This is a genomic window from uncultured Bacteroides sp. (assembly GCF_958445495.1).
In the GTDB taxonomy this organism is placed as follows: Bacteria; Bacteroidota; Bacteroidia; order Bacteroidales; family Bacteroidaceae; genus Bacteroides.
Window position 1 is genome coordinate 84,112 of record NZ_CAUCSQ010000001.1, and the last position, 12,655, is coordinate 96,766.

11 protein-coding genes are annotated in these 12,655 nt (G+C 43.0%); 2 read left to right on the forward strand and 9 right to left on the reverse strand.

Annotated elements, in window-relative coordinates:
- Positions 1–9 precede the first annotated feature (9 nt).
- Entirely contained in the window at positions 10–1,059 is a 1,050-nt protein-coding gene (mutY, locus tag Q5076_RS00330) for an A/G-specific adenine glycosylase (protein WP_303010201.1), read from the reverse strand.
- A gap of 209 nt (positions 1,060–1,268) precedes the next feature.
- Here mutY and Q5076_RS00335 point away from each other — a divergent pair, with 209 nt between their 5' ends.
- Together Q5076_RS00335 and Q5076_RS00340 are read left to right on the forward strand one after the other, a co-directional pair.
- On the forward strand, positions 1,269–1,544 hold the full coding sequence (locus tag Q5076_RS00335; RefSeq protein WP_004300646.1) for an HU family DNA-binding protein: 276 nt from the start codon (positions 1,269–1,271) through the stop codon (positions 1,542–1,544).
- 282 nt (positions 1,545–1,826) lie between these two features.
- Positions 1,827–3,401 carry an Rne/Rng family ribonuclease gene (locus Q5076_RS00340; RefSeq protein WP_303010202.1) on the forward strand — a complete coding sequence of 525 codons (1,575 nt, stop codon included), beginning with the start codon at positions 1,827–1,829 and terminating at the stop codon, positions 3,399–3,401.
- A gap of 86 nt (positions 3,402–3,487) precedes the next feature.
- Here the strand turns inward: Q5076_RS00340 and Q5076_RS00345 are convergent, their stop codons facing one another.
- From Q5076_RS00345 to Q5076_RS00380, 8 genes are all read right to left on the reverse strand, one after another.
- On the reverse strand, positions 3,488–4,663 hold the full coding sequence (locus tag Q5076_RS00345) for an iron-containing alcohol dehydrogenase (protein WP_303010204.1): 1,176 nt from the start codon (positions 4,661–4,663) through the stop codon (positions 3,488–3,490).
- A gap of 166 nt (positions 4,664–4,829) precedes the next feature.
- Positions 4,830–5,819: a lysylphosphatidylglycerol synthase transmembrane domain-containing protein gene (locus Q5076_RS00350; protein WP_303010205.1), complete on the reverse strand. Its 990-nt coding sequence runs from the start codon at positions 5,817–5,819 to the stop codon at positions 4,830–4,832.
- Positions 5,820–5,835: 16 nt separating this feature from the next.
- Positions 5,836–6,771, reverse strand: a complete 936-nt coding sequence (locus tag Q5076_RS00355; RefSeq protein WP_303010358.1) for a phosphatase PAP2 family protein — start codon at positions 6,769–6,771, stop codon at positions 5,836–5,838.
- 98 nt (positions 6,772–6,869) lie between these two features.
- Complete coding sequence (locus tag Q5076_RS00360) at positions 6,870–7,520, reverse strand: CDP-alcohol phosphatidyltransferase family protein (RefSeq protein ID WP_303010206.1); 651 nt, start codon at positions 7,518–7,520, stop codon at positions 6,870–6,872.
- Between the two features lie 39 nt (positions 7,521–7,559).
- Positions 7,560–8,027, reverse strand: a complete 468-nt coding sequence (locus Q5076_RS00365) for a GtrA family protein (RefSeq protein ID WP_303010207.1) — start codon at positions 8,025–8,027, stop codon at positions 7,560–7,562.
- 14 nt (positions 8,028–8,041) lie between these two features.
- Positions 8,042–8,518 carry a phosphatidylglycerophosphatase A gene (locus tag Q5076_RS00370; protein WP_303010209.1) on the reverse strand — a complete coding sequence of 159 codons (477 nt, stop codon included), beginning with the start codon at positions 8,516–8,518 and terminating at the stop codon, positions 8,042–8,044.
- A 181-nt stretch (positions 8,519–8,699) separates the two neighbouring features.
- Positions 8,700–9,989, reverse strand: coding sequence for an inositol-3-phosphate synthase (locus tag Q5076_RS00375; RefSeq protein ID WP_303010210.1), 1,290 nt, complete (start codon positions 9,987–9,989; stop codon positions 8,700–8,702).
- 108 nt (positions 9,990–10,097) lie between these two features.
- On the reverse strand, positions 10,098–12,650 hold the full coding sequence (locus Q5076_RS00380) for a DUF5686 and carboxypeptidase-like regulatory domain-containing protein (RefSeq protein ID WP_303010212.1): 2,553 nt from the start codon (positions 12,648–12,650) through the stop codon (positions 10,098–10,100).
- Positions 12,651–12,655: the final 5 nt, after the last annotated feature.

Genomic DNA, 12,655 nt, shown 5'->3' on the forward strand with positions numbered 1-12,655 from the left:
TTGTAACTTTTATTTCTGTTCGACATATCTCTCTATAAAAGAATGTATCAATCTGGAAACAGCGTACTGCCCGAACTCATCTATCTTTATTCTCCGGAAGTCTGCGAAAGAGCCTGATTCTTCGGGTATGACCACTTCATAGAAATTAGCATAAATCACACGGTGTGACAATACATGCTTCACCTCTCTGCAAACCGGACGTACCACGGGTTCTTCTCCCCCGGTAAACAACGCCCGGAATTCCGGTAAAGCCATAAACTCCTCATCCGACAAAAGCCTTGAGGTTTCTATCAACGGCAATTCAAACAGATTTTTCCATATATCATCCGCTGTCCGCTTATTTATAAAAGTGTACGCGCCCGCACGTACATAAATATAATTGAAGTAACGGTTTGTCGTTTTTGTTTTATGCTGTTTCACGGGCAATTGGGCCACTTTTCCGGCAGAAAGGGCGGAACAGCTCTCCGACAATGGACAAAACAAGCAATCGGGCGATTGCGGAGTGCACTGGATAGCCCCGAAATCCATAATTCCCTGATTGTACAGGGCGGGATGTTCCGGGTCTAACACTTCATTTGCCAACGCGGAAAAACATTTCTTTCCCTCTGTCGAATCAATCGGGATGTCTACCCCGAAATAACGCGAAAGCACCCGGTACACATTGCCGTCTACTACTGCATAAGGCATTCCATAGGCAAAGGAACAGATAGCTGCCGCCGTATATTCTCCCACTCCTTTCAAAGCGAGTACCTCCGGATAACTTCTCGGAAAAACGCCGTTCATGCTTTTTGCAGCGGCATGGAGATTACGGGCACGGGAATAGTATCCCAATCCCTGCCAATATTTCATAACTTCATCTTCGTCGGCATCAGCCAGACTCCGTATATCGGGAAAACGTTTGATAAACCGTAAAAAATAATCATACCCCTGCACTACACGTGTCTGTTGAAGAATAATCTCGGAAATCCATATCAAATACGGATCGGAGGACTCCCGCCAAGGTAATTCACGCTTATTCTCTTTATACCATTCTATAATTACTTTACTAAAGACATTCATTCCAACTCTTATTTGATTACCTAACATTTATCTTGCAAATACTGTGTAAAAGCGGTACAAAAGTAATTCTTTTGACTCTAAGAAGACTTAATGCCTCCACTTTTTTAGAAAAATGTGCAGAATATATTTTTTTAGGAGCTCAAAAAGCTATATATTTGCAGTCCAAAAAATTAGCAAAAACCTAGTAATAATATTTTTTTTAAGGAAAAATGACTAAAGCAGATATTGTAAACGAGATTACAAAGAAAACTGGGATTGATAAGCAGACAGTTCTTACAACAGTTGAGGCATTTATGGATGCAGTAAAGGATTCACTGTCTAATGATGAGAACGTATACCTGCGTGGGTTTGGTAGTTTCGTAGTAAAGAAAAGAGCACAGAAAACTGCTCGTAACATTTCTAAAAACACTACGATCATTATTCCGGAGCACAACATTCCGGCTTTCAAACCGGCTAAGACATTTACAATTTCAGTAAAGAAATAATAAACAAGAGTATTAACCCATAAAATGTGAAGCTATGCCAAGCGGAAAAAAGAAAAAAAGACATAAAATGTCTACGCACAAGCGTAAAAAAAGACTAAGAAAGAACAGACATAAAAGCAAAAAATAATTTTTAAGTCTGGATCACACAGAAATAAAGAACAAACTTGCGAAGCTGATGTCTTTCAAGTTTGTTCTTTGTTTAAGTAGCTAACTCCAACGAACAATTTGTTAAAAAAGTTGTTCATGTAAATGAGATTCAATCAATAATAAGGAAACAAAACAGTGACAAGTGAACTAGTAGTTGACGTACAACCCAAAGAGGTTTCCATCGCTCTTCTCGAAGACAAGAGCCTGGTGGAACTTCAAAGCGAAGGGAGAAACATTTCTTTCTCCGTAGGTAACATGTATTTGGGACGTATCAAGAAATTGATGCCCGGTCTGAATGCCTGTTTCGTAGACGTCGGTTACGAGAAAGACGCTTTCCTTCATTATTTAGATCTGGGACCTCAATTTAACTCACTCGAAAAGTTTATAAAGCAGACTTTAAGCGACAAAAAAAAGCTGACCTCCATCAGCAAGGCAACCCTGCTTCCCGACCTCGATAAAGACGGAACCGTATCCAACACACTCAAGGTAGGACAAGAAGTAGTGGTGCAAATAGTAAAGGAACCTATCTCTACCAAAGGACCGCGACTGACTTCCGAAATTTCGTTTGCAGGACGTTACCTCGTGTTAATCCCTTTTAATGATAAGGTTTCTGTTTCACAAAAGATTAAATCGAGCGAAGAACGTGCCCGGCTGAAACAGTTGCTAATGAGCATCAAGCCGAAAAATTTCGGTGTCATTGTCCGTACGGTAGCTGAAGGCAAGCGTGTAGCCGAACTCGACGGAGAGCTTAAAGTCCTAATCAAGCATTGGGAAGATGCAATGGTGAAAGTACAGAAAGCCACCAAGTATCCGACGTTGATTTATGAAGAGACCAGTCGTGCCGTAGGTTTGTTACGCGACCTCTTCAACCCCTCTTTCGAAAATATCTACGTCAATAATGAGGCAGTGTACAATGAAATCAAAGACTACGTAACACTGATAGCACCCGACCGGGCGAACATCGTGAAACTGTACAAAGGCCAGCTTCCCATTTATGACAATTTCGGTATCACCAAACAGATTAAATCATCGTTTGGTAAAACTGTCTCTTACAAGAGTGGTGCCTATTTGATTATAGAACACACCGAAGCGCTTCACGTAGTAGACGTGAACAGCGGCAATCGGACCAAGAATGCCAACGGGCAGGAAGGTAATGCACTCGAAGTTAACCTGGGAGCCGCCGATGAACTGGCTCGCCAGCTACGGTTAAGAGACATGGGAGGTATCATTGTCGTTGACTTCATCGACATGAATGAAGCCGAAAACCGTCAGAAGCTTTATGAACGAATGTGTGCCAACATGCAAAAAGACAGGGCAAGGCATAATATTCTGCCTCTCAGCAAATTCGGGCTGATGCAGATTACACGCCAACGTGTACGTCCGGCAATGGACGTCAACACAACTGAAATCTGCCCGACTTGTTTCGGCAAAGGCAGCATCAAGTCGTCCATTCTTTTTACGGATACTTTAGAGAGTAAAATTGATTATCTGGTCAATAAACTGAAGGTTAAGAAATTCTCGTTACACGTCCATCCGTATGTCGCCGCTTATATCAATCAAGGGCTCGTGTCCCTGAAACGGAAGTGGCAGATGAAATACGGATTCGGTATCAAGATTATTCCCAGTCAGAAACTCGCCTTCCTGCAATATGTATTCTACGATACACAGGGAGAGGAAATCGACATGAAGGAAGAAATCGAAATCAAATAGACAGAAAAGGCGGCTCATTGGAATGAGCCGCCTTTTTGTATCCATGTCTCTCTTTCCGGCAAAAGCCGGGAACTCATTTTCTTACCTTATCCCAGCGCCAAATGATAAATCTCCTCGCTATCTTTCTTTGTCAGTCTGACATAATTCCCAACAAATTCACCTTTATTACGATGCAGGCTGTTTGCAAGACGGGCAATATCCGGATGTTCGATTCCCAGCTCTTTAAAGGTGACGGGCAATCCGATAGATGTAAAAAAGGTTTTCAAGCGAGCCACCCCTTCAAGCGCTACGGCTTTTTTATCTTCTGATTCAGGCACTCCCCACACACGAACGGCATATCGGGCAATCTTATCTGCATGATGCTCTGCCATCCATGTCATCCATGCAGGAAAAATAACCGCCAGCCCCGCACCGTGGGTCACATTATAAATGGCACTGACTTCATGCTCCAGAAAATGGGAAGCCCAATCTTCTTCACAACCTACACCGCAGGTCCCGTTATGCGCAATGGTTCCGCACCACATCAGATTGGCACGGGCTCCATAATTACAAGGTTCTTTCATCACAACGGCCGCTTCTCTAATAATGGCAAGCAGGGTTCCCTCACACAAACGGTCTCCTATCTCTACCTCTTCCGTATTCGTAAAATAACGTTCCATTATATGCGCCATCATATCGGCAATGCCACAGGCTGTCTGAAAAGAAGGAAGCGTATATGTCAATTCCGGATTCATCACGGCAAATACCGGACGCAACACCGCAGGCGCACGAAGACTTAACTTCTGCAATCCTTCGACTTTGGTAATTACCGTATTGCCGGAACCTTCACTTCCGGCAGCGGGAATAGTCAAAACGACCGCTACTTTCAACGCTTTTTCCACAATAGCCTTTCCGATATAGAAATCCCAGAAATCACCGTCATAAAGTACTCCCGCAGCAATTGCCTTAGCCGTATCAATTACAGAGCCACCGCCTACCGCAAGCATCATATCCACATTTTCTTTCTTGCAAAGGTCGATTCCCTCATATACTTTCGTATCTATCGGATTAGGTTGCACACCTCCCAACATACAATACGGGATGCCTGCTTCCTGTAAGGACTTCTCAATACGGACCAACAATCCGCTACGTATGACAGAGCCCCCTCCATACACGAGCATTACCTTGCGCGCACCATATTTTCGCAACAATACTCCAGTCTGTTTTTCCGTATCCCTCCCGAATGCAAATTCAGTCGGGCTATAAAAAATAAAATTATTCATTGCCGTACTTTTTTTATAGATTTCTTTATAAAAACTCTCCATAGAACTCGGTAAACTATTTATCAGCCTGTCAGCCAACTCAGATTTACAGATGGACAAAGTTATAAATTTAACCAGAATTATTTATTTCCCGATAGATAAAATTGACTATTGCCACACGGAAAAATCATGGATTCTTATTTCCGATTTTCATAAGTACAAGCCCGATAACAATCCAAACCATCTCACGGACACGGGTAATCAATGCAGTATAAACTCCATAAGCCCCGGAAAGGGACAACCCTCCTACGGCTAACGCAAATCCTCCTTCACGACCTCCCAGTTGCATAGGTAAGAAGAATAACAGATTAGCCAATAAGGAAGAAAAAGCCGCTATCAGGCAACAGTCGGCAAAACTGACGTTTGTTGTCAGCACATTAAGTATCAGCCATATTTCAAGACAACTGACAACACGCGCTACATATTCAAGAAGAAGAGCCGTATAAAAAACACGTTTCTTTTGTTGATGGAGAAGAGCGATTTGTCCGTCTATATTCTCCAGTTTTTCTTTATGGGCTTCGGCAAAACGGCACATTTTCTTTTTCAGGAAAGGAAGCCGGCTGCCTATACGGATAAAAGCAACCGCCATTCCATTACGATATCCTTTTATGAAAAAGACTGTAACCGACAAACAGAAAAGAGTGACAGCCCCCAACAGGATACCCGTCGTCCACCCTATCGGATAAAGGCAGATATAAAGCACAACGGAACTCAACCAAAAACAAAAATGAGAGAAAATATGCATCATCACATAGAGAATCACCGAAGATGTCGCCCTTTCTACTCCGATGTAAGGCCGCAATTCCATAATGCGGTACGGTTCGCCTCCCATCAGCCCCACGGGGGTTACATAATTGAGTGCAAACCCTGTAACGGTATATTTATAAAGCCGGACAAACGAAAGTCCCGTTTTACCTCCGCTACGGACAATAAGATACCAAGAGGCCGTATTGATAAGATAAACGAACAACCATAACAACAACACCAAAGGCAGATAAATCCCCGCATTCTTCAGATTCATCCAGAGTTCCCGATAATCCATATCAAAAGTAAACATCATTATCAGGACGGCAACAATGCCGAAGACCAGGAATATGTTACGGTATTTATTCTTCACTATTCCGATTATGCAATTACTTTATATACTCACAATACCGGTTAAAAAATCTACTGAATGCAGGAATCCTCATTAACCCGTGTTCAAATACCAGCCATCCGATTAACGCACAGGAAATGCCAAGCAATACATCAATGACATAATGATGGCAGGAATAAACAGCCGTTCCCCAGATTCCTACCATGATAACAGCGAAGAGAGCAATAACGTACCACTTACATCTTCCTACAATCGCATATATTAACGCGACTACCATATAAGCCGCATGAAGAGAAGGCACCGCTGCAAAAACATTCGCATTACGCCCGTAAATGGAGTCAAAAACCGTTATTCCGAAGAAAGCGTCAAAACGCCCTAGCCCGGCTACGTTGCCCGGAGTATCCAGCACCGGTTCAAAACCATAATTAATAGCATACCAGGGGGGAGCGGCAGGATGTATATAATATCCGGCAAAACCGATTAGATTAACAAACAAAAATACCAATGCAAAACGAAGATAGGTCTTTCTTTTCTTTTTAAAATACAGGCAAAGTCCGAACAAGATGGGTACCGGAACCCAACAAAGGTAGAAAATCCCGGCAAAGACATCCGCAACAGTCCAATGATGGCGGACAAAGTATTCGCACGGAATAACCAAGACACCGTTATCCATCACTCCGAAAAGAGACTTCTCCAGATTATACAATTCGGCTACATCAATCGGATTCACCTCATAATTGGGGCAAATACGCATCCAATCATACGAAATGCCGAAAATGGCAAAAGGCAACAAGGCCACTGCAAGTTTACGAGTAGGCAAACCGGTAAAAAACAAAACCAGGTAAAGCGCCGCCATCAACAGATGCTCGGAACGAAGTCCGATGAAAACAGCCGTTATCAAAAGAAAAAGCGCCATAATGACGACAACCGCCAGGCTTTCTTTCTTTGAGGGCTTTTGAATATTTTTTATCATCATAATAATACGCCAATGTGACAATATACACGCTAACAGGGTAGTATGCCGTGAGAGTGCAACAGAATCGCCGCACTTTTCAATGCATAATCCGATACTTATCCTTTCATCACTTTATAACAATGCCTCACACGTGCAAATGCCGTAATATTGGCAAATACAGCAACAACGGCTAAAGGAACGATTAATATCAAAATCGGTTCGAAAACTGTAATATCCTTAAAAATACCACAGAATAAAGCTCCCAGGCTAGTTAGCACCACCCGCTCCGGACGCTGCATGAACCCGACTTTACATTCGATATCCAACCCTTCGGCACGCGCACGCACATAGCTGACCATTAAAGAACCGATTAATGCTACAAAAGCAACCAACGCATAAAAGAAATAATCTTTCATCGACAGATAATAGCATATACCGAAGAAAGTCATCAGTTCGCTGTAGCGGTCAAGTACAGAATCATAAAGCGCACCGAACTTGGAACTCATATTCCCTACCCGGGCCACACGTCCATCCATCATATCGAATAATCCGGCAAACAAAATAACTCCCCCTGCCCATCCGATGATGCACAGTTCGTTCTCCCCACCGTAAACGCCGGCATAAACAAACATTCCCGCTGCTACCACATTCAATATAAACCCGGTAGTGGTAATGAAATTAGGAGTAATTCCCACCTTAATCATTCCATGTATCAAAGGATTGATAATCTTATAAATCAGTTGTTGCAAATAATCTCTGTAATTCATGTGTCAAAATCTGTTTTTATCCAAAATCTCCGTTTTATCTCAATCTTTTCTTCTGAACAAGCTTCCAATGTTTATATTCCGGTAAACAAAAAAACGCTGCATATTATAATTCCAGAATAACGCCACGACAATCGCCACTATCATTTTCGGAATAATGAAAAAATCACCGAAATATTGACTGAGAGTATCACGTACCCACGGAATCTTCGCCAATGACTCCGTCAGCGTATATGTCCCCCATGTATTCAGCCAAATGCTGCAAACCCATACAAGAATAAATTTTGCAGCGACATGTGTCTTCTTTCCTTTCGACTTAAAGGTCCATTTATAATTGATGACGCAATTGACAATACCCCCATATATAGCCCCTGCCAAAGTTGCATAAACATAGTAAACCTCGAATAAACTTACCAGAAGAATCGTGACGAGAAAGTCTGCAATGGTCGCCATCTGGGCGGAAAGTTGTGCCCGCAAAAACATGAAGACACCCCCCTTCTGGGAAATCATCCGCGCAACTTTTCTCAGCCAATCACCCATCTTACTCCCGCCAACAAGATAAAACTATATACTCCTGCCAATATATCATCCATCATTACCCCTAATCCGCCTTTCAGGTTTTCCATCTTACGTATGCCCAACGGTTTGGCAATATCGAATGCACGGAACAAGACGAAAGCCGCCGTCGCATACCATATCCATTGCTCGTCACCGGGAACGGCCAGCAACGGTATCCACACTCCTACCATCTCGTCTACTACCACGCGGGAAGGGTCTTCTCCCCAATAAGCTTCCAGCTTGTCAGCCGCCCAGACACCCGCAAAAGTAAATACAACCACTAAAGCGGCAGTAATCCATAAAACAACGGAAAAGGGTAGCAACAGATAAAGCGCAATCCAGATAACAGAAGCCAACAACGCCCCCGCCGTACCGGGAGCAAAAGGGGAAAAACCGGAGCCAAAGCCCGTACCTATCAATACAGGAAGAAAAGGAGCCTTCATTAATTATCAATTACTAATTACAAACTACTAGTCGGATGCAGGCAAGGTTCGTTTTGCCTCACACTAGTTTTTAATATAACCGGGGAACTATGCATTTAAAAGTAAAAGTTGAGGTTGAGTATCTACCGAGCTTTTCAGTAAGGCAAATCTCAATCTCAACTTATTATCTTCGATTTCCCGATTAAGCCAGGTAATCGGGTTCTTTTTCGCCAATCATGTTACGCAATGTCTGTTTTACCATTCTCCATTGAGTAAACAAATCGTGTTCCGGCTGGTGTTCGAAATCATGCATCGGGCTCTTGCAGAAGAATGATAGCCAGGTTTGGATGCCGCACATGCCCGCACGCATAGCCAAATCACTGAACAATACCAAATCGAGCGCGATAGGAGCGGCAAGGATTGAATCACGGCAAAGGAAATTCACCTTGATTTCCATCGGGTATCCCATCCAACCGAAAATGTCGATATTATCCCATGCTTCCTTGTTGTCCTTACGAGGGGGATAATAATTGATACGCACCTTATGGTAAACATCTCCATAAAGATCGGGGAATTTTTCAGGTTCAAAGATAGTATCGATTACAGACAACTTGCTGACTTCTTTTGTTTTGAAATTATCCGGATCGTCGAGGACTTCGCCGTCACGATTACCGAGAATATTAGTAGAGAACCATCCGTTCACACCCAACATACGGGTCTTGAACATCGGAGCAAGCACTGTCTTCATAAGCGTCTGGCCGCTCTTGAAGTCTTTTCCTGCGATAGGCACATTATTTTGCTTGGAGAATTCCCACATAGCCGGAGTATCCACACACAAGTTAGGAGCCCCCATTACGAACGGAGCGCCTTCTGCAATAGCGGCATACGCATAGCACATACTCGGAGAAACCACCTGCGTGTTGTTTTCTTTCATTGCTTTTTCCAAAGCGGCAAGCGACATATGCTCTTCCGACAACGGAATATAGATTTCGGTACTTGCAGCCCAAAGAACAACAATACGGTCACAATTATTGGCTGCCTTGAAATCGCGAATATCCTTACGGAGTTGTTCTACCATTTCCCAACGGGTAGCAGCATTCTTGATATGAGTGCCGTTCAGACGTTTTGCCCAATTATGATCAAAAGCTGCCGGCATAGGTTTAATAGCTTCCAATTCATCCTTCACTCCGTTCAGGTCCTTTTCCTTCAGAACCTCAGCGTACATAGCAGCTTCGTATGCGTTATCCGGGAAAATATCCCAACCTCCGAAAACAATGTCGTCCAAATTCGTCAAAGGCACAACGTCTTTGATGAGTTTTTCTTCGTTGTTTTCCATGCGCATTGTGGCTAACTGGGTAATAGATCCTATCGGTTTTGCCAGTCCCTTGCGAGAGGCTAGTGTACCTACAATCATCGTGGTAGCTACCGCACCACCCACTCCAACTACCAGTACGCCAAGACGCCCGGTAGCGGGTTTAATTTCTTGTTTCATTTCTATTCTATTAAAATTAAACTAAAATTGATGCAAAAATAAGATTAATTAATTACTAATACTGCCTTTATTTGTCATATAAACATTGCAATTAGGAGGATTTAACTTTTAAAAGGTCATGTGGAGGCTTATTCTCAAGCCGGACCTATCTATTCCGGGCAAATCACGGTATGTCAGCCGCCAAACATAATCCAGACGTAACACTTTAAAAATGTTCTCAATACCTACGCCTGCTTCCACATAAGGAGTCCTTCCCATCGGACGGGTATCCGCTACCGGAAAAACAAATAACCCGTCACTTGATTCAGGATTATTTTTATCACTCAAATGTCCGTACAATCCACGGCAGGACACAATCTCACGCCATTTCAGTTTCTTTAGCAAAGGGATGCGGTTGAACAGCCATCCGTTAAGAAAATAAGTAACATCCCATGAAAAATATTCATCGTTCATAAACTCCATCGCATTCATCAATGAATACGATTCGGGTTGAATGGTATAGGAAAGATTGGCATTGGGCATAATCAACAGGGGAAAGGGAACTTTATCCCATACTTTTCCCGCTTTCAAAATAACATCCGTATAACCGAAGGCGGAAAACCAGAAACGTTTCTGTATCCCAGCTTCCGTATGATTATAAGTATAATCACTTCCCAACACGCCTTTCCCTGCAATGGTATGGGACAGTGTAAAAACCGGAGCATCCAATGAGACGGGAAAACGATTCCATTGTGTCTGAAAAAATTTCTCATTCGGAGCGTAACGTAATTTCAATTCCGCAGCAGCGGTAGAAAATTTCCTGACCGAAGTCAGAGAGTTTCCGTCTTTCCTCAAAAAAGGAATCAGATAAGAAGATTCGTCAGTCCGGTGGCGAGCCGTCACTTGAAAAGAGAAACCTGAATAAAACTCATTTGTATAAGTCATCTCGGCCTGCCGAAAATAACCGATACGGTCGTCTTTCTCACGTTTCAATGCCAAAAACACATTATCCTTGCTTGTGTACAAATAATTCTGTCCATATTGATTGACGTCCGACTCATAGCGCAATTTCAGCGAATGGATAGGAAACTCATTCGCATATTCCTTCTTTTTCTTAAAAGAATATTCCAACTCAGCCAGTCCTTTCACACGTTTATCTTTGAAACCATAAGCTACATAACCCTTGCCGAAAAGATGCGGATTCAACCATGCCGTAGTCATTCCCCCGGCACGGATACGGGGTCCTTCAAGCGTGTTGCCGCTGATAGTGGCATTCATCGGCCCGATGTAGAAAAGAGGAGCTTCTTTAGAAGTCGGGATATATCCGGTAAAAAGGATGGAAAGAATCTTTTCAGTCCAATAATAAACCGGATAATCGCGCAACTGCGCCATCAATCTGTCAACCGAATCTTCCTGCCGGGAAATCGCGGCGGAAGGACGGTTCTCCGCCCAGAAGTCTGCTGAACGAGACAAGGCTTCCGTCTCTTCGATAATACGTTCCGGTTTGTCAAAAGCCTTGCCGGCTTCTGCTGTCGGAACAAAAGTATAATCGCTATAATCTACCAAACGACGGGCAAAAATCCCATCCTGTCCTTCGGCCAGCTTAAATTCTACCGTAATGCTCTCATGTTCCAGCAAACGTGTACCATCGGCCCCTCGGCCGAACTCCTGTTCGAGCAGCATATAGTCTACAAAATTCAGATTTATCTTCTGGGGGAAATTGAATACGGCGCGCTTTACGAAATACGTGGAATCGAGCGTTACGTACAAATGCCCGTTAAAACCGAAAGATTCGGAATTAAAAGGAGTAAAAGCCAAATCGACACATTGTTCACCCGCTATCTGTAAAGTATCCATAAGATAATATTTATAGAAAGCCGTACCTATACGGGACAAAGGACTGACAAATTTATTAGTGAACAAAGAGATATTATTCTCATAAATATCCACATCCTTGAATACTTCATTTATAGCAGCCTGCATCCCCTGTTTGGAAAGGAATTCATCAACGCCTGCCTGTTTACGTCCCTTCACCCATTGCTTTTCAGAATGAGGAGATTTACGGTAATAATCCGTAGCAAGCAGTTCACGGGCGGATATGGTAAGTATAGGTTTTCCCGTTACGGCAGAAGTATCCACATATTCCGTTAAAAAATCAAATTTACGATAAAGCCATTTTTTCTGTTTTTCCTTATCAAAATTATTCAATGCAAAAGTAGTCTTCTCGTAACGCTCCCTCTGCCAAAAGTCTTTCTCGTCGGGCGAATGGTCGTCACGATGTTCTATTAAACGGCGGACAAACTCCACAGCAGGATTACCCTTTTTACGATAACGTTCCCGTTTGGGCTTTACGACGACTTCATTTAAAGAATATGAGGTAGGGGAAAGAACGACTTTATGAAATGCATTCCGGGCGGGACGGACCACCCGGATATAATCATCATAACCGATAACGGAAACAACCAGTACCGCTTCAGAACGGCCAGTCTTAAAATAAAAACGCCCGTCACTCCCGGTAGTAGTTCCCTCAGTGGTATCTTTCAAACGTACAGATGCATAAGGCAGAGGCTCTTTTGTCACAGAATCAGTCACCACTCCCTGCAAGACATATTGTGCATTTAACGGAATACTGATAATCAAAAAAAGAAAGAGCGTCAGTACACTTTTCACCATTAATCTCATACCTT

Coding starts and splice junctions, on each gene's coding strand:
- mutY (WP_303010201.1), bottom strand. CDS start 1,059: ATGAATGTCTTTAGTAAAGTAATTATAGAATGGTATAAAGAGAATAAG.
- Q5076_RS00335 (WP_004300646.1), top strand. CDS start 1,269: ATGACTAAAGCAGATATTGTAAACGAGATTACAAAGAAAACTGGGATT.
- Q5076_RS00345 (WP_303010204.1), bottom strand. CDS start 4,663: ATGAATAATTTTATTTTTTATAGCCCGACTGAATTTGCATTCGGGAGG.
- Q5076_RS00355 (WP_303010358.1), bottom strand. CDS start 6,771: ATGATAAAAAATATTCAAAAGCCCTCAAAGAAAGAAAGCCTGGCGGTT.
- Q5076_RS00360 (WP_303010206.1), bottom strand. CDS start 7,520: ATGAATTACAGAGATTATTTGCAACAACTGATTTATAAGATTATCAAT.
- Q5076_RS00365 (WP_303010207.1), bottom strand. CDS start 8,027: ATGATTTCCCAGAAGGGGGGTGTCTTCATGTTTTTGCGGGCACAACTT.
- Q5076_RS00370 (WP_303010209.1), bottom strand. CDS start 8,518: ATGAAGGCTCCTTTTCTTCCTGTATTGATAGGTACGGGCTTTGGCTCC.
- Q5076_RS00375 (WP_303010210.1), bottom strand. CDS start 9,989: ATGAAACAAGAAATTAAACCCGCTACCGGGCGTCTTGGCGTACTGGTA.
- Q5076_RS00380 (WP_303010212.1), bottom strand. CDS start 12,650: ATGAGATTAATGGTGAAAAGTGTACTGACGCTCTTTCTTTTTTTGATT.